This is a genomic window from Streptococcus cristatus ATCC 51100 (assembly GCF_000222765.1).
GTDB classification, from domain to species: Bacteria; Bacillota; Bacilli; order Lactobacillales; family Streptococcaceae; genus Streptococcus; species Streptococcus cristatus.
This window is the reverse complement of sequence record NZ_AFUE01000003.1, coordinates 1-16039: the sequence shown is the minus strand read 5'-3', so window position 1 is coordinate 16039 and position 16039 is coordinate 1. Positions and strand designations below refer to the sequence as shown.

Genomic DNA, 16039 nt, shown 5'->3' with positions numbered 1-16039 from the left:
TTCTTATTTTTTTCTGAATGTCTGCCCACTTATAAGGAGAAATGAATTTATGAATAATTTACCAAATTGCCCAAAATGTAACTCAGAATACGTTTATGAAGATGGTGTCCTCTTGGTTTGCCCAGAATGTGCCTATGAATGGGATCCTGCAGAAGTTGCAGCAGGAGAAGCTGGTCCAGTGGCTATTGATGCGAATGGAAACCAGTTGGCTGATGGTGATACAGTTACCTTAATCAAGGACTTGAAAGTCAAGGGTGCTCCAAAGGATCTCAAACAAGGAACGCGCGTGAAAAATATCCGCATTGTCGAAGGTGACCACAATATTGACTGTAAGATTGATGGATTTGGTGCTATGAAGCTCAAGTCAGAATTTGTCAAGAAAATCTGAGAAGCGCTATGAATAAAAAAGTAATTCTTTCTTATCGCCTTCTTCTTCTTGTTTTGGCTTTTGTAGGGGTCTATCTGGAAATTGCTAAACTTGGCGTGGGAATGCTGATGTACTACACTGTCTTGTCTAATCTTCTGGTTCTGTTATTCACCGCCTATCTCATTTTTAGAATGTGGACGGACAATAACTGGGAGAGTTCCAAGCTGTTGCGCGTGAAGGGCGGTGTGACCATGTGTATCATGATTACCTGCGTGGTCTATCACTTGCTCCTAGCTCCGATTGCGACAGATTTTTATCGCTTGGAAAATTTCCTTTGCCATTACATCGTGCCTCTCATGTTTTTCTTTGATACTCTTGTATTTGATAAAAATCGGCAGTATCGTTGGTTCGATCCCATTTCTTGGACAAGTGTTCCGCTGATTTACATGATTTTTGCCCTTATTAATGGTTTTTTCTTGAAAATTGATATTCCAAATGCCAAGGATAAACCCTTTCCCTACTTTTTCCTTAATGTCTATAAGCACGGTTGGCCTTATGTTATCAAGATGTGCTTGATTATCTTTGTGGCCTATCTGGTCTTTGGTTATATTTTTTACGGAATCAAATCTATCTCATTTTCAAAGAAGAAAGCTTAGAGTATTATAGTAGAAAATAGAAAACAGATGTTCTCTGTTTTTTATTTTGTTGAAATGGATTAGCAATTTATCGTGAAAAAAGTTCATTTTTTTCTTGAAATGGAATTGAAATTGTGGTATAGTTATAAACAATTAAATAGTCCTTTAATTCTATCCAGAGAGATAGGCAAGGAGCAAAGTAAAAAATGATAGGTGGAGTGTGACAAGTGCGTCTTGTTTCAGCCTATCTCTATTTTCTGAGGTCTCCTTGCAAAAGGAGGCTTTTTTAATGTTTTTAGGAGGTTTAGATGAAGACAAAGGAAGTTGTCGATGAGATCACCATGAATCGTGCCATCACGCGAATCACCTATGAAATCATCGAGCGCAACAAGGATTTAAGCCAAATTGTTTTGGCAGGCATTAAGACCAGAGGGGTTTTCATTGCCAAACGCATCCAACAACGACTGGCTCAGCTTGAGAAAATTGAGATTCCAGTTTGCGAAGTGGATACAAAGCCCTTCCGAGACGATATCAAGGTCAAGGAAGACACGACAGTGATTCCAGTTGACATTACTGACCGTGAAGTGATTATTGTTGACGATGTGCTCTATACAGGTCGGACGATCCGCGCAGCCATTGATAATCTTGTCAGCAATGGGCGGCCATCACGCGTCAGCCTCGCTGTTCTAGTGGACCGCGGGCACCGTGAGTTGCCGATTCGGGCAGACTATGTTGGCAAAAATATTCCAACGAGCCACCTTGAAGAGATTATTGTTGAAATGACTGAAAAAGATGGTCAGGACCGAGTTCTGATTGTAGAGGAGGAGACAAGATGAGTCAAGAAGTTAAATACGATGTCCATGATATGCCAAAGCCTGGCTTACTCTTAGGACTTTCATTCCAGCATTTATTCGCCATGTTTGGGGCGACAGTGTTGGTTCCGATTCTGGTGGGAATTGACCCAGCGGTAGCCCTGTTTTCAAGTGGTTTAGGAACGCTGGCCCACTTAACAGTGACTAAGTACAAAATCCCTGCTTATATGGGTTCTAGCTTTGCTTATATCGCTGCCATGCAAATCCTAATGAAGACAGATGGGATTGCTGCGGTTGCGCAAGGTGCTATCACGGGTGGTCTGGTCTATTTTATCGTGGCCCTCATCGTGAAATTCGCAGGTAACGCCTGGATTGATAAGATTTTGCCACCGGTAGTGGTAGGGCCTATCATCATGGTGATTGGTCTGAGTCTAGCGGGTACAGCCGTTGGCGATGTGATGTATAAGACCGTTGGAGATCAGAAGGTTTACGATATTACCTACTTTGCTATCGGGATGGTAACCCTCCTCTGTGTCATTCTCTTTAACATCTACGGTAAGAAAATAGTTGGTATTATTCCAGTTTTGCTGGGCTTGATTGTTGGCTATATCTTCGCTCTGATTGTTGGAGCGGTGACAGGTCAGGAGATTATCTCTTTTGCCAATGTGACAAAAGCTTCTTGGTTCCACGTTCCGCCAATGAATCTTCCGTTTTTAGATTATGATTTTAAATTGTATCCAAGTGCAATCTTAACAATGGCACCGATTGCCTTTGTAACGATGACAGAGCACTTTGGGCATGTTATGGTTCTGAATAGCTTGACAGGCAAAGATTTCTTTAAAGAGCCTGGTTTGGATAAGACTTTAGCTGGAGATGGTCTGGCTCAGGTTATCGCGGGTATCTTTGGTGCTCCGCCAGTGACCAGCTACGGTGAAAATATCGGGGTGATGGCACTCAATAAAATCTACAGTGTTTATGTAATTGCTGGAGCTGCTGTATTGGCGATTATCATGAGTTTTGTCGGAAAAGTGTCCGCCCTGCTCCAATCAATTCCAAGTCCAGTTTTGGGTGGCATTTCCATCGCCCTCTTCGGGGTAATTGCTTCCAGCGGTTTGAAAATTCTGATTGAAGCCCAAACCAATTTTGACAACAAAAAGAACCTGCTGATTGCCAGTGTCGTTCTGGTATCTGGTATCGGTGGTCTGACCCTGCAACTATCAGGTCTGCAAGTTTCAGGAGTGGCCTTGTCAACTGTTCTCGGAATTGCCCTCTACCTCATCCTGCCAGAACCTAAAAATTAGGCTGACGAGATTGCTACATTTGTCCAAAGTTTTTAATAAAAAAGGAGTATAACATCATGTCATCAAATCAAATCGCACTTAAAAATCTTGTATCTATGGAACACCTTACGAACGAAGAAGTAATGGCTTTGATCAAGCGCGGGATTGAATTTAAAAACGGCGCAAAGGTTCATTATGATGAGCAGCATATCGTTGCAAATCTCTTCTTTGAATCTTCAACTCGGACTCACAAAGCTTTTGAAGTAGCAGAATTAAAACTTGGATGCGACCTGCTTGACTTTGATGTCAAGACAAGCTCAGTCAACAAGGGAGAAACCTTGTACGACACGATTTTGACTATGTCAGCTCTCGGTGTAGATGTCTGTGTCATCCGTCACCCTGAGGTTGATTACTATAAAGAATTGGTCGAAAGTCCAACGATTACAACTTCTATCGTAAATGGTGGTGATGGTTCTGGTCAGCACCCAAGCCAAAGTTTACTTGACTTGATGACAATTTACCAAGAATTCGGTCATTTTGATGGTTTGAAAGTAGCCATCGCTGGTGACCTTGATCACTCTCGTGTAGCCAAATCTAATATGCAAATCTTGAAACGTCTTGGCGCTGAGCTCTTCTTTGCTGGTCCAGATGAGTGGAGAAGTGCAGAATTTGCTGACTATGGTAAATTCGTAACGATTGACGAAGTGATTGACCAAGTGGATGTCATGATGTTCCTCCGCGTACAGCACGAACGACATGACTACAACTCCATTTTCTCTAAGGAAAATTATCATAAACTTCACGGTTTGACGCAAGAGCGCTATGATTGTATGAAGGATACTGCAATCCTGATGCACCCAGCGCCTGTCAATCGCGATGTAGAAATTGCAGATCATTTGGTTGAAGCTCCAAAATCTCGAATTGTAGAGCAAATGACAAATGGCGTCTTTGTCAGAATGGCAATCATTGAAGCTGTTCTCAAGGGACGCAACTAATCTCAGAATGTAGCTTGTGAGTAGGATTGGACTCAAGAAGAGTCTTCCTACTCCTTTTTTAAACTTGACCTTAAAGACCTATAATAGACAATGTTAAACTAAAAGAACTACTCGAAATAACGTTTTCTGAGTAGTTCTTTTGATTTATGCATTGCTGGATTTTGCAAAGATTCTTGGGATAACTTTTTTGAGTTGTGGGATGAAGACGAGGCTGACCCCAATAACGATGAGTCGGTCTGCATAGTCGGTCAGCGCTTGGACGATGATGGTGCTGGTGACCAAATCTAAGCCTAAGCCATGTAAACCTTGTACGATAATACTGGAACCACTTGGAGTAATCCCTTTGAAGACTATCACAGTGATCAGAGAGGCCAAAGCAGTAGCTGGCAGAGAGACTAGAACCGTTTTCCAGAGAAGGTTTAGTATTGGTTTTGAATCAGCAGTGAAAAAGACCGAGACAAGCAGAGCCAAAAGAATGGCTACTGGAGAGAAATAAATAGCAGAGATATCTGTTGTAAAAGCGCTAATAAGAGCACTGGCAAGCGCAGTTCCTACTCCGAAAATAGGTCCTAAAACGAGGCTGGCTAATATCGTTCCAAAAGTATCCAAATAAATAGGAAGTTTTAGAAAAAGGGCGATGTTGGCACCGACATAGTTTAGAGCGATGCAGATGGCTGTAAATGTAATGGTAAATGGTGTCGTTTTTTCATAATTTTATCCTAAATTTAAAGTTTCTAGATCTTGGCAGATGATTTCCTTTGACGTGTTGAGTATCACGGAGAGAAAATCCTGAAAGAAGAGGTGGGTGTTTACTTGGGTCAGCACCTTAGCATTGGCTTGCTTACCATAAAAATGATAGGCATCAACTAGGGTTTGTCCCATGGCAATACCTTCCGTTGCGAGATCGACGAAGGAGTCAAAGCCTTGGCAAAGCTCTTTATGTAGAAAATGAGCAACGGCCAATGGATCGTTGATGACACAGCCGATGATATGTTCATATTCCCAATGAAAATCCCAGTAAAAGCGAGTGATTTTTCCGATAAAGTCAGCGACTTCAGGATTGATAAAACGCATATATTCCAAGAGATTGGGTGTCAAGACAATCTTTCGCGTGACATCTAGACCGACCATTTCAATCTTTTTTCCAATTTTCTCGTAAGTTTCTTGGGCTGCATGCGGATCGCACCAGTAGTTGTACTCCGCTACGGGTGAACAGTTGCCGTGCGATTTGTAGCTGCCGCCCATACTGACAAATCGGTCTAGATGTTGCCCAAGGTTAGGATTTTTCCTAAAAGCCAAAGCAATATTGGTCAAAGGCCCCAGTGCAATGATGGAAGTATCACTATTTTTCTGGAAATAGTCTGCCAGAAAGTCATAAGCAGCTTTTGGCTGGGCTTGGGTGGAGCTGCATCTTGCTATTCCGCTTTCCCCCAATCCATCCATGCCGTGGGTATCCTGAGCGGAGACGAAATCACGAACCAAGGGCTTGTCGGCTCCTGCATATACTGGAATATCTAGCCGATTCAGCCTTTCTAGGATTTTAAAGGCATTTTCAAGACCAAGTTCTACTGGGACATTTCCAGCGACTATGGTCAAAGCAACGACCTCTAAGTCAGGGTGTTGCAGGGCATAGAGCAGGGCTAGGCTGTCGTCTATGCCAGGGTCGCAGTCAATAATAACTTTTCTTTTCATAGGTCCTCCTTTTGAGAAATAAAATAAGGCTGAAACTTCCGTCTCAACCTCTCAGTTAGTTCTGCCAAAGTGGCAGGACACCAGAAAAAACTATGCGCAATTACATTACTTTAGAATATAAGGGTACTTAGTTTTTTATACTGGGAAGTTTGCGAACCAGTCCAAAACAAGTGTTTTGAATTATGCATTTACTATCATAAAGAAAAATTTCCTAAAAGTCAATGGGAAGGAGGACAAGAATAGTCAGTCTTTTGACTTTATGATATAATAAGTAAGATAAAAGAAATGAGGAGAATACAATGGCAAAAATAGTACAAACAGATAAAGCACCAGCAGCAATCGGACCATATGTTCAAGGAAAAATCGTTGGCAACCTTTTATTTGCAAGTGGTCAGATTCCTTTGTCACCAGAGACGGGAGAAATTGTAGGTGCAACGATTGAAGAGCAGACCCAGCAAGTTTTAAAAAATGTAGGAGCTATTTTGGAAGCAGCTGGAACAGATTTTGACCATGTGATCAAGGCAACCTGTTTCCTAAGTGACATCAATGATTTTGTGCCATTTAATGAGGTCTACAAAACAGCCTTTAAGAGTGAGTTTCCAGCTCGTTCGGCAGTGGAAGTGGCTCGCTTGCCTCGTGATGTAAAAATCGAAATCGAAGTCATTGCTGAGATTGTAGAATAAATGTTTGGGACCGGGAGAAGTTTCCCGTCCTTTTTTAGAAATAAAATGTTAGATGAAGGGAGAAAGAATGGCTGAACACAAGATTCAATTAGTGATTGTGACAGGAATGAGCGGTGCCGGAAAGACTGTCGCCATCCAGTCTTTTGAGGATTTGGGTTATTTTACCATTGATAATATGCCGCCGACCTTAGTACCAAAGTTTTTGCAGTTGGTCGAAGGAACAAAGGACAATGATAAGTTGGCTCTGGTTGTTGATATGCGGAGTCGCTCCTTCTTTTTGGAGATTCAGGATATTTTGGATGAGCTGGAAAGAAGCACGGAAATTGATTTTAAAATTCTATTTTTGGATGCGGCTGACAAGGAATTGGTGGCTCGCTATAAAGAAACAAGACGTAGTCACCCTTTGGCCGCCGACGGACGAATTTTAGATGGAATCAAACTGGAGCGCGAACTCTTAGCCCCTCTGAAAAATCTCAGTCAAAACGTTGTAGATACGACGGAACTGACACCACGGGAGCTAAGAAAGACCATCTCTGAACAATTTTCAAACCAGGCTGATCTGCATAGTTTCCGCATTGAGGTTATGAGTTTTGGCTTCAAATATGGTTTGCCTCTGGATGCAGACTTGGTTTTTGATGTGCGTTTCCTGCCTAATCCCTACTATAAACCTGAGCTGCGTAACCAGACAGGCTTGGACAAGGATGTCTTTGACTATGTCATGAACCATGCGGAGTCAGAAGAGTTTTACCAGCATTTGCTGGGCCTGATTGAGCCGATTTTGCCAGGATATCAAAAGGAAGGAAAATCTGTACTGACTATCGCAGTTGGCTGTACAGGTGGACAACACCGCAGTGTGGCTTTTGCACAGCGTTTGGCGAATGATTTAGCGAAAAACTGGCCAGTTAATGCCAGTCATCGCGACAAAAATCGCCGGAAGGAAACGGTGAACCGCTCATGAGAAAACCGAGAATTACAGTTATCGGCGGCGGTACAGGAATTTCAGTCATTTTAAACAGCCTGCGGAAAAAGGATGTGGAGATCACAGCCATTGTCACAGTAGCAGATGATGGCGGCAGTTCTGGTGAGCTGCGGAAAAACATCCAGCAGCTGACACCGCCGGGTGACTTGCGAAATGTTTTGGTCGCCATGTCTGATATGCCAAAGTTTTATGAGAAGGTCTTCCAGTATCGCTTTGCCAAAGGAGATGGTGTTCTAGCAGGTCATCCCTTGGGGAATCTGATTATTGCAGGCATTTCCGAAATGCAGGGTTCGACCTATAATGCTATGCAGCTTCTGACTAAGTTTTTCCATACAACAGGTAAAATCTACCCTTCAAGCGACACTCCGCTGACTCTGCATGCTGTGTTTACAGATGGAACAGAAGTTGTTGGTGAAAGTAATCTGGCCAGTAAGGCTGGTATGATTGAGCGGGTCTATGTGACTAATACCTATGATGATGTAAAGCCTGTTGCTAGTAGAAAGGTAGTCCAGAGTATTTTGGATAGCGATATGGTGGTGCTGGGACCGGGTTCTCTCTTTACCTCCATCTTGCCAAACCTCGTAATCGAAGAAATCGGACAAGCTATTTTAGATACTAAGGCAGAAGTAGCCTATGTTTGCAATATTATGACTCAACGTGGCGAAACCGAGCACTTTTCAGATAGCGACCACGTTCAAGTACTGCATCGTCATTTGGGTAAAAAGTTCATTGATACTGTCTTGGTCAATATCGAGCCAGTTCCGCGCGAGTATATGAATAGCAATAAATTTGATGAATATCTGGTTCAGGTTGAGCATAATTTTCGAGGGCTGCAAGAGCAAGTTCCGCGTGTCATTTCATCGAATTTCCTTCGTTTGGAAAATGGCGGAGCTTTTCATGATGGAGAGTTACTTGTTGATGAATTGATGCAGATTATACAGGTGCGCAAATGAGCTTTACAGTAAAAGTAAAAGAAGAGCTTTTGAGCTTATCTGTAAAAGACAAAAATGAGTTAGCTGCCATGATCAAGATGGCTGGTAGTTTGGGAATTTCTTCGACTGGCCTTACCTTATCCATTTCAACAGAAAATGCCAAGATTGCTCGCCATCTCTATGAATTGCTGTTGGATCTTTATCAGGTCAAGTCAGAAATTCGCCATCATCAGAAGACTAATCTGCGCAAGAATCGCGTTTATACAGTATTTCTGGATCAGAAAGTGGAAGAAATCTTATCTGACCTGCACTTGGCTGACTCCTTTTTTGGTATTGAGGCAGGTATTGACCAGGCCATTTTGTCAGATGACGAAGCCAGCCGAGCCTATCTGAGGGGGGCCTTTCTCTCAAATGGCAGCATGCGGGAGCCAGACTCAGGCAAATACCAGCTGGAAATTCTGTCCGTTTATCTGGATCATGCTGAGGATTTAGCTGCCTTGATGCGACGTTTTCTGCTGGATGCCAAGACCATTGAGCGCAAGAAGGGAGCTGTCACCTATCTGCAGCGGGCTGAGGATATTATGGATTTTCTCATTGTCATTGGGGCTATGGAAGCCATGGCTGAGTTTGAGTCTCTTAAGCTCATGCGGGAAGCGCGCAATGACCTCAATCGTGCCAATAATGCGGAGACAGCGAACATTGCTCGCACGGTCACAGCCAGTATGAAAACCATCAATAATATTGCCAAAATCAGCGATAATATCGGCATTGAGAGTTTACCTGTAGACCTGCAGGAGGTTGCTCAACTTCGTATTCAGCATCCGGACTATTCGATCCAGCAGCTAGCTGATAGTCTGAGCCGGCCTCTGACTAAGAGTGGTGTCAATCATCGCTTGAGAAAAATCAATAAAATCGCAGATGAATTATAAAAGCTGCTGAGCTTAAGCTCGGCAGCTGTTTTTTTATAGGCTTGTAGAATGTTTGGGTTGGACCTTCTGGTCGGGATAGATATGATTAATGGCATTGTTGACAGCGGTAGGAGCTTCGCCCAGACCCGTTGCAATTAAATCAATCTTTCCTTCATAGGAACAGCAATCACCAGCAGCATAAATACCTGGTATAGAAGTTTCCTGTTTGCTGTTGACCAAAATCTTGTGACGATTGAGCTCCAAGCCCCAATCTTTGAGATTGCCGACAGAGGATTTAAAACCGTAGTTGACAAAGAGATGATCCAGAGGCAGAAGCTGACTTTCCTCTCCCTTGACTTGACTGATTTCTAAGTGGGTAATCTTGCCATTTTCGCCGACCAATCGACTCGGTACAAACGGTGTCTTAATCTCAACGCTAGAAGCCTTGAGTTCTTCCACACTATGTTCTAAAGCCCGGAAGTTGTCCCGACGATGAACCAGACTGGTTTCCGCAATCTTTTCAAAAGCTAGCGCCCAGTCAACAGCCGAGTCGCCGCCACCCAGAACAACAACCTTTTTGCCAGCATACTGGCTGATGTTTGAAACGTGATAGTGAAGGTTGCTGTAGCTTTCAGCATCGTCTAACTCCAAAGCCCTCGGTTTGAAGGCGCCACCTCCCATGGCGATGATAATGGTTTTGGTCTGATGCTGGGCTTGAGAAGTCGTAATAGTGAAGTCATCATCAGATTTAACGATATCCAGAACCGTTTCATTGAGGCAAATCTCAGTCTGGAAAGTCTCCAGCTGCTCAATCAGACGCTGAGTCAACTCTTCGCCAGTCAAATTAGTAAAGCCTGGCACATCCAGAATCTTCTTCTCTGGATAGAGAATGGCCGGCTGACCACCCAGCTGAGGTAGGGAATCAATGATTTTCACCTTGGCTTGGCGTAAGTGGGCGTAAAAAGCAGCGAATAAGCCAACTGGACCGCCTCCGACAATCGTAATATCATACAGTTCAGACATAATTTTCCTCAATCTTTTTAAAATAAACTAGGATTATTGTATCACAAAAATAGGTTGAAATGTAGTTAAATTTTTGTAGGGATTGTAAAAGCCCCATTAGGGGCTTAACATTAGATAGCAAATAAATCATTGAGGTTTTCAGCCAGAGTTGGATGAGTGAAGATTTGCTTGCTCAAGTAGGTGTAAGGAATCTTATTATCCATGGCTACAGTCAGGATATTGATAATTTCCTGAGCCCCTGCTGAGAAGATTGTTGCTCCGACGATTTCCTTGGTTTCAGTGTTGACAACGGCCTTGAAGGCACCGCGTAAGTCAGCATTGACATGTCCACGAGGCATTGCTGCGACTGGAATCTCCTTAACTGCAATCGGCAGGCCTTGCTCTTGGGCTTCCTTTTCAGTCAATCCGATTTGAGCCAAAGGCGGTGTGATGAACATGCTGGTAGGGACGTTTTTACGGTCTTCCAGTGTGTAGCTGCCATCGCCAGCTAGATAGCTATAAAGGATACGGAAGTCATCCAGTGAGATATAAGTAAACTGCAGACCGCCATTGACATCGCCCGCTGCAAATACACCAGGTACAGTTGTTTCCAAGTGTTTATCAACCTTGATAGCTCCGCGCTCTGTCAGCTCAATGTCGGTATTTTCCAACTGAAGTGGCTCAACATTCGGCTTGCGGCCAGTAGCATAGAGCAAGGCATCAAAGCGGAATTCTCCATCCTCTGTCACAACCACAACTTCATCACCATCATTTTTAATCTGCTTGGTTTGTACATTTTGCAGGAGCTGGATTCCGTCTTCTTCCATGTACTGCTTAGCTAGAGCAGCGATAGAAGGCTCAACTCGAGGGAGAAAGACAGGAGCAGCATCCAGCACAGTTACCTGACTGCCCAGTTTGTTGTATAGTCCAGCAAATTCTAGGCCGATGTTACCGCCACCCAGAACTCCCAAGCGTTTAGGAAGTTCTTTCAGATTTTGGATGCCAGTTGAGTCATAGACATGCTCGGTCTCAGTCAGTCCTGGAATTGGCAGGACATTGGAAACTGCACCGGTATTGATGACAATAGTCTCAGCAGTCAGTTCCTCTTTTTCATCGCCAGCTGTGATTTCGATGATTTTATTGGAAAGGAAATGAGCTTCCGCATCGATGATGTCGACACCAGCGCCACTGATTGCTGCGTAGTTCTTCCCGTTGAGACGGCTGGTTACAGCATTTTTTTCAGCCATGACTTGGTCGAAAGCCAGGCCTTTTTCAGCTGCGACAAGCAGGGTCTTGGTTGGGATGCAGGCAATATTGATACAGGTTCCCCCGTACATAGCCTTGCTTCGCTCAATCAAAGCAACTTTTTTTCCTTGGGCCGCCATTTTGGCTGCCAATGTTTTACCGGCCTTACCAAAGCCGATGACAATTAAATCATAGGTTAACATAATTTACCTCCATTTTTCAAAAAGATTGTATCACATCTAGTCAGAAAATGCTGAGTTTTGCTACGCCTATTTTAAAAATGTAATTTAAGACGTCTTTATACACTTTGTCCATTTTATTAGAACCAAATTTTAGCGCTTTTTCTTGTTCTATGTTATACTTTTTTCGTCATAAATTTCTATAAGGAGAAGAAATGTCTATTTTTACACTGATTTTGGCAAGTGTGGTTGCCTTGGAATTTTTCTATATTATGTACTTAGAGACTATCGCAACGACTTCTGCAGCGACAGCACGGGTCTTTGGTATGTCACAAGAGGAGTTGGAGCAGAAGTCGGTCAATACCCTTTTCAAAAACCAAGGTGTTTACAACGGGCTTATAGCTGTTTTGGTCTTGATTGCGGCCTTTGTGCAGCCTAATCCAGTTTGGCTGGGAATTTTTATGGTTTATATCATCTTGGTAGCGGCTTACGGTGCAGTTACCAGTGACCCAAAAATCCTGTTCAAGCAGGGTGGTTTGGCAATGTTGACTTTGCTGAGTTTATTTTTCTAGAAAGAGCGGGAAATAGTGATTCCCAGCTCTTTTTTACATAATGATTGACTTTTTTATTAGACATGTGTAGAATAAAATTAGAAGAAGACTTTAGAAAGGATGGAAATACAATGAATCATTCAATTAAACGTTTACCAGATGGTGAATTTGCCATCTTAAAGATTATTTGGCACCTGCCAAATCCAACGACTTCTGCTCAAATTATGGAAAAGCTAGGTGAAGATAACCATTGGAAGCCTCAGACCTTGTTGACAGTTCTGGCTCGCTTGACGGAAAAGGGTTTCTTAGAAAGTGTTCGAAAGGGACGCGAAAGGCAATATACGGCCTTAATTTCGGAAGAGGAATATTTAGAAGTAGAGACGTCAGACTTTTTGAAGCGCTACAGCGGACATTCCATGGGAGGCTTTGTCAAGACTCTCTTTTCATCTAATTCTTTTTCAGAAAATGAACTGGATGAGTTGCGTAATTTACTGAATCAGAAAGAGTAAGATGAGGTAGTATCCATGAAACAGTTCCTTTTGTCTTTCCTCTTAACCAGTCTTTCCACTTCGATTTTGGTTCTGTTTTTGAGCCTTCTTTTTGCAGCCCTCAAGACCAAGATTTCAGTCAAGGTCAAGTATTTTGTCTGGTTTTTAATCTTGCTGAGCTTTCTATTCCCATTCCGTCCTCAGTTTGGCTCTGGTTTGATTCGGCTGAGTACTGGGGCGACTGTTCAGACAGCTGTTAGAGCTGGCCAGACAGGTGGAGGGCAAGCTGTTTCTCAAGTAGCTGAGAAAGCAACCCAGGCCAATCTCTGGGAGGCTTTTCTGGGTCTACCTTGGTTTGAAATATTCTTTGCCATTTGGCTGCTTGGTTGTGCATTTAACCTAGGTAAATATGCCTATTCTTATATCCGTTTCAAAAAGATGTTGCAACGTTGGGGGACAGAGGTTGAGGACGAAGAGACTGTGTTCCAGTTGCATTTGATCAAAGAAAAGATGGGCGTTAAAAGTAAGATTCGTCTGCTCCACTACCCTATGACACAGAGCCCAATGTTGCTGGGATTCAGGGATATTTTGATTGTGCTACCGGAGCTGGACTATACGGAGGAGGAGCTGCAGCTGATTTTCCAGCATGAGCTGACTCATTATCAGCACTATGATGTCTTGATTAATCTTTTTGCAATTCTCGCCAAGAGCCTACATTGGTTTAATCCAGTAGTTCGTTTCGCTTGTCGGGAAACTCAGGAAGCAGGAGAAATGTACTGTGATTACGATGTTCTGAGTAGAAAAGACACAGCTTATCGAACTTTTTATGGTGAGACTATTCTGACGATGATTGACCGCAGTAAGAAGACTCGGATTGCTTTGACGACTTGCTTTTACTCGGATAAGTTTAATCTTAAGCGACGGATTATTGGTATCATGGACAGCCGCCTGCCGAAAAAGTTTCTGTCTGCTTCTTTTGTAGTGGCAGTTCCTCTACTTCTGCTTTTGACTAGCTCGGTCTTTGCCTTAGAAAATCCTGTCGCACAAGATAGTAAACTTGTCTTAGAGTCTAAGAAAGTGGAAGGACTTAGTCAGCGTCAGGTTTTAGAAACAGTTTTGAAGGAACTTTCTCTTGCTGAAAAGGACATTAAGGATGTGCAGATTTCACATGAGAAAGGCAATTATAAGATTCTCTTTTCACACGGACAGACGGTTCATGAGATGCTTGTCAATGCCAAGATTGGAAAAGTCGTCCAATCCAAGCAGCATACCATTGTCGAAAAGACAGTGACAGTTGAAAAAGAAGTTCCGCCGTCATCGTCTTCTGCAGCGACTCCAGCTGATAGTGAAAGTGGGAATGTGAATGCGGGTCAGACGGGAAGTGTTAGCTCGCCGACTCTTGCGACCAATAATGTGACAAATTCAAATACAAACACTAGTACAGCACCTGTCCAACCTCCTGCTCAAACTAGCTCTTCAAAGAGTAAGGATAAAGATCGTGATGATGACAAAGACGATGACGACGATGATGATGACGATTAGATAAAAGATTCTACCAATCAAGATTTCTTGATAGAAGCAGCGATTGGTAGAATTTTTTTATCTTTATTTTTGGTAGAATCTAGTCTTCAACTCATAAATTGAGGTCAATTTTAAAGTTTTAGTAATTTTCTCTTGACTTTTAAAAACTACAATTGTAGAATATGATTATAAACTACAAAAGTAGAATAAGGTTTTGAAAATACTGTCCGGAAAGTATGAGAGTAGTAGAGCAAGGGCTCTCTTTCTTTTGAAACTTCAAACGACATTTGTAGAATAAAAGGAGAATTAAAATGAAACAAAAACAAATCCAAACGAACTTCCAACGTGTTGAAACAAAATACATCTTAGACCGTGCGACCTTGGCTCGCTTAGAAGCTGAAATGCATGCTTACCTCATTCCAGATGATTATGCGATTTCAACCATTTCAAATGTCTATTTTGACAATGATGATTTTCAAATGATCCAGGATTCGATTGCTAGAAGAGGTGGTCGTGAAAAGCTACGGATGCGGACTTATGCAGCGGAGCCAGCAAAGGATAGTCAGGTATTTTTGGAAATAAAGAAGAGGTCGGAGGACGTTGGTTTCAAGTATCGACTGGTTTCAAATCTGACTTCGGTCGTTAATTATATTGAGAAGGGACTTGCAGACCAGACTATTTCCGATGAGCGGGTCAAGACAGAAGTGGAGCTGTTGCAGGAGCGTTATGCGGGCCTAAAACCGAAAATGGTGATTAGTTATGATCGTTACTCGATGAAAGGCTCAGAGGACAAAAAAGTTCGAGTGACCGTTGATTCAAATATCCGCTTCCGTGATTATGATGTGGACCTGACCTCAGGACGCCACGGCTATCCTCTATTAGAGGACGATATGGTGATTATGGAGATCAAGGTTCCAGGGGAATATCCTCAGTGGATGTCTGAAATTTTGAATAAATACGGCCTTGAAGATCAGTCCTTCTCAAAATACGGCAAAGCCTACTTAAAATCTAAAGAATTGGTTCCTCAAGCCGTCAAGGTTTAAGGAGAGAAACAATGATTACACAACTATTTAACAGTATCTATTCTTCGGCTGAAATCAAGGTTAACCCCCTAGCCCTAATAGCCTCCCTCGTGACGGGCTTGATTTTGGGAATCATTTTAGCCAAGGTCTATAAGCACCAAACTATTTATACCAAGGAGTTTGTCATCACACTGTCTCTTTTGCCAGCCATTATTTCCATTATCATTTTCTTGGTAAATGGAAATCTGGGAACCAGTGTCGCGGTAGCAGGAACATTCAGTTTGATTCGCTTCCGATCAGCCGCAGGAGGATCCAAGGAACTTTTAGCCATCTTCATGGCGACAGCGATTGGGATTACGACAGGAATGGGTTTCTTAGCTCTAGGAGTTTTTTTCACGCTCCTCATTTCCTTCTTTTGGTTGCTCTTTGAAAAGATGGGCTTTAGTTCGGTTAGTCAAACCAGACGTTATGTTCAAATTCAGATTCCTGCTGAATTAGACTATGAAGTTCTTTTTGAAGCAATCTTTGAAACAGCCTGCAAAAGCTTTGAGTTGACCTCTGTCCAGTCAGTTGACAATAAGTTTATCAAGTTGGACTATGTGGTTGATTTGAAACCAGATGTAAGCGACCAACGCCTCATTCAACGCTTCTTACGCTATGAAAAGATTAAGAATATTTCCCTCTCGAAAGAAGCCCAAAAACGAAAAACCTTGTAAGGTAAAAGACAGTCGTTTTGAATGACCTGCAT

At 42.7% G+C, this 16039-nt stretch carries 18 protein-coding genes and 1 riboswitch; of the genes, 14 read left to right on the top strand and 4 right to left on the bottom strand.

Features of this window, described 5'->3' with window-relative positions; genetic code table 11:
• Window positions 1–49: 49 nt before the first annotated feature.
• The 5 genes from HMPREF9960_RS01470 (at window position 50) to HMPREF9960_RS01450 (ending at window position 4089) form a co-directional block, all read left to right on the top strand.
• The gene (locus HMPREF9960_RS01470) at window positions 50–388 is read left to right on the top strand and encodes a zinc ribbon domain-containing protein YjdM (RefSeq protein WP_005590197.1); all 339 of its coding nucleotides are present in this window, start codon (window positions 50–52) and stop codon (window positions 386–388) included.
• 8 nt (window positions 389–396) lie between these two features.
• Window positions 397–1023 (top strand): Pr6Pr family membrane protein, encoded by a 627-nt coding sequence (locus tag HMPREF9960_RS01465; protein ID WP_005590198.1) that lies wholly within the window; start codon window positions 397–399, stop codon window positions 1021–1023.
• A gap of 287 nt (window positions 1024–1310) precedes the next feature.
• Window positions 1311–1838 carry a bifunctional pyr operon transcriptional regulator/uracil phosphoribosyltransferase PyrR gene (gene pyrR / locus HMPREF9960_RS01460; RefSeq protein ID WP_005590199.1) on the top strand — a complete coding sequence of 176 codons (528 nt, stop codon included), beginning with the start codon at window positions 1311–1313 and terminating at the stop codon, window positions 1836–1838.
• Window positions 1835–3115: a uracil-xanthine permease family protein gene (locus HMPREF9960_RS01455; RefSeq protein ID WP_005590200.1), complete on the top strand. Its 1281-nt coding sequence runs from the start codon at window positions 1835–1837 to the stop codon at window positions 3113–3115. The genes pyrR and HMPREF9960_RS01455 overlap by 4 nt, the downstream gene beginning before the upstream one ends.
• Before the next feature lie 56 nt (window positions 3116–3171).
• Entirely contained in the window at window positions 3172–4089 is a 918-nt protein-coding gene (locus tag HMPREF9960_RS01450; RefSeq protein ID WP_005590202.1) for an aspartate carbamoyltransferase catalytic subunit, read from the top strand.
• A gap of 144 nt (window positions 4090–4233) precedes the next feature.
• Here HMPREF9960_RS01450 and HMPREF9960_RS01445 read toward each other — a convergent pair whose 3' ends face one another.
• Window positions 4234–4776, bottom strand: coding sequence for a hypothetical protein (locus tag HMPREF9960_RS01445; protein WP_037586015.1), 543 nt, complete (start codon window positions 4774–4776; stop codon window positions 4234–4236).
• 27 nt (window positions 4777–4803) lie between these two features.
• The gene (locus HMPREF9960_RS01440) at window positions 4804–5781 is read right to left on the bottom strand and encodes a nucleoside hydrolase (protein WP_005590206.1); all 978 of its coding nucleotides are present in this window, start codon (window positions 5779–5781) and stop codon (window positions 4804–4806) included.
• A 121-nt stretch (window positions 5782–5902) separates the two neighbouring features.
• Window positions 5903–5947, bottom strand: a riboswitch (PreQ1 riboswitch).
• Between the two features lie 133 nt (window positions 5948–6080).
• On the opposite strand from HMPREF9960_RS01440, the gene HMPREF9960_RS01435 reads away from it, so the two are divergent.
• The 4 genes from HMPREF9960_RS01435 to whiA all read left to right on the top strand — a co-directional run bounded on the left by HMPREF9960_RS01435 (window position 6081) and on the right by whiA (window position 9304).
• Entirely contained in the window at window positions 6081–6464 is a 384-nt protein-coding gene (locus HMPREF9960_RS01435; protein ID WP_005590207.1) for a RidA family protein, read from the top strand.
• A gap of 67 nt (window positions 6465–6531) precedes the next feature.
• The gene (gene rapZ, locus HMPREF9960_RS01430; RefSeq protein WP_005592021.1) at window positions 6532–7422 is read left to right on the top strand and encodes an RNase adapter RapZ; all 891 of its coding nucleotides are present in this window, start codon (window positions 6532–6534) and stop codon (window positions 7420–7422) included.
• A complete protein-coding gene (locus HMPREF9960_RS01425) occupies window positions 7419–8396 on the top strand; it encodes a YvcK family protein (RefSeq protein WP_005590209.1) in 978 nt (325 codons plus the stop codon). Before rapZ ends, HMPREF9960_RS01425 begins: the two co-directional genes overlap by 4 nt.
• Entirely contained in the window at window positions 8393–9304 is a 912-nt protein-coding gene (whiA, locus tag HMPREF9960_RS01420; RefSeq protein WP_005590210.1) for a DNA-binding protein WhiA, read from the top strand. The genes HMPREF9960_RS01425 and whiA overlap by 4 nt, the downstream gene beginning before the upstream one ends.
• A gap of 33 nt (window positions 9305–9337) precedes the next feature.
• On the opposite strand, the gene HMPREF9960_RS01415 is transcribed toward whiA, so the two are convergent.
• A complete protein-coding gene (locus HMPREF9960_RS01415; protein ID WP_005590212.1) occupies window positions 9338–10306 on the bottom strand; it encodes an NAD(P)/FAD-dependent oxidoreductase in 969 nt (322 codons plus the stop codon).
• A 110-nt stretch (window positions 10307–10416) separates the two neighbouring features.
• On the bottom strand, window positions 10417–11733 hold the full coding sequence (locus HMPREF9960_RS01410; RefSeq protein WP_005590214.1) for an FAD-containing oxidoreductase: 1317 nt from the start codon (window positions 11731–11733) through the stop codon (window positions 10417–10419).
• A gap of 191 nt (window positions 11734–11924) precedes the next feature.
• Between HMPREF9960_RS01410 and HMPREF9960_RS01405 the strand changes: the two genes are divergently transcribed.
• From HMPREF9960_RS01405 to HMPREF9960_RS01385, 5 genes are all read left to right on the top strand, one after another.
• Entirely contained in the window at window positions 11925–12281 is a 357-nt protein-coding gene (locus HMPREF9960_RS01405) for a DUF1304 domain-containing protein (protein WP_005590216.1), read from the top strand.
• 110 nt (window positions 12282–12391) lie between these two features.
• The gene (locus HMPREF9960_RS01400) at window positions 12392–12769 is read left to right on the top strand and encodes a BlaI/MecI/CopY family transcriptional regulator (RefSeq protein ID WP_005592027.1); all 378 of its coding nucleotides are present in this window, start codon (window positions 12392–12394) and stop codon (window positions 12767–12769) included.
• Window positions 12770–12784: 15 nt separating this feature from the next.
• A complete protein-coding gene (locus HMPREF9960_RS01395; protein WP_005590219.1) occupies window positions 12785–14290 on the top strand; it encodes a M56 family metallopeptidase in 1506 nt (501 codons plus the stop codon).
• A gap of 290 nt (window positions 14291–14580) precedes the next feature.
• Window positions 14581–15312, top strand: a complete 732-nt coding sequence (locus HMPREF9960_RS01390; protein ID WP_005590221.1) for a polyphosphate polymerase domain-containing protein — start codon at window positions 14581–14583, stop codon at window positions 15310–15312.
• A gap of 11 nt (window positions 15313–15323) precedes the next feature.
• Window positions 15324–16007 (top strand): DUF4956 domain-containing protein, encoded by a 684-nt coding sequence (locus HMPREF9960_RS01385; protein WP_005590222.1) that lies wholly within the window; start codon window positions 15324–15326, stop codon window positions 16005–16007.
• Window positions 16008–16039: the final 32 nt, after the last annotated feature.

Excerpts from the sequence above, each read along its gene's own strand:
- HMPREF9960_RS01440 (WP_005590206.1), bottom strand. The coding sequence starts at position 5,781 with ATGAAAAGAAAAGTTATTATTGACTGCGACCCTGGCATAGACGACAGC.
- whiA (WP_005590210.1), top strand. The coding sequence starts at position 8,393 with ATGAGCTTTACAGTAAAAGTAAAAGAAGAGCTTTTGAGCTTATCTGTA.
- HMPREF9960_RS01400 (WP_005592027.1), top strand. The coding sequence starts at position 12,392 with ATGAATCATTCAATTAAACGTTTACCAGATGGTGAATTTGCCATCTTA.
- HMPREF9960_RS01395 (WP_005590219.1), top strand. The coding sequence starts at position 12,785 with ATGAAACAGTTCCTTTTGTCTTTCCTCTTAACCAGTCTTTCCACTTCG.
- HMPREF9960_RS01465 (WP_005590198.1), top strand. The coding sequence starts at position 397 with ATGAATAAAAAAGTAATTCTTTCTTATCGCCTTCTTCTTCTTGTTTTG.
- HMPREF9960_RS01405 (WP_005590216.1), top strand. The coding sequence starts at position 11,925 with ATGTCTATTTTTACACTGATTTTGGCAAGTGTGGTTGCCTTGGAATTT.
- pyrR (WP_005590199.1), top strand. The coding sequence starts at position 1,311 with ATGAAGACAAAGGAAGTTGTCGATGAGATCACCATGAATCGTGCCATC.
- HMPREF9960_RS01450 (WP_005590202.1), top strand. The coding sequence starts at position 3,172 with ATGTCATCAAATCAAATCGCACTTAAAAATCTTGTATCTATGGAACAC.
- HMPREF9960_RS01415 (WP_005590212.1), bottom strand. The coding sequence starts at position 10,306 with ATGTCTGAACTGTATGATATTACGATTGTCGGAGGCGGTCCAGTTGGC.
- HMPREF9960_RS01435 (WP_005590207.1), top strand. The coding sequence starts at position 6,081 with ATGGCAAAAATAGTACAAACAGATAAAGCACCAGCAGCAATCGGACCA.
- HMPREF9960_RS01385 (WP_005590222.1), top strand. The coding sequence starts at position 15,324 with ATGATTACACAACTATTTAACAGTATCTATTCTTCGGCTGAAATCAAG.
- rapZ (WP_005592021.1), top strand. The coding sequence starts at position 6,532 with ATGGCTGAACACAAGATTCAATTAGTGATTGTGACAGGAATGAGCGGT.
- HMPREF9960_RS01390 (WP_005590221.1), top strand. The coding sequence starts at position 14,581 with ATGAAACAAAAACAAATCCAAACGAACTTCCAACGTGTTGAAACAAAA.
- HMPREF9960_RS01455 (WP_005590200.1), top strand. The coding sequence starts at position 1,835 with ATGAGTCAAGAAGTTAAATACGATGTCCATGATATGCCAAAGCCTGGC.
- HMPREF9960_RS01425 (WP_005590209.1), top strand. The coding sequence starts at position 7,419 with ATGAGAAAACCGAGAATTACAGTTATCGGCGGCGGTACAGGAATTTCA.
- HMPREF9960_RS01470 (WP_005590197.1), top strand. The coding sequence starts at position 50 with ATGAATAATTTACCAAATTGCCCAAAATGTAACTCAGAATACGTTTAT.
- HMPREF9960_RS01410 (WP_005590214.1), bottom strand. The coding sequence starts at position 11,733 with ATGTTAACCTATGATTTAATTGTCATCGGCTTTGGTAAGGCCGGTAAA.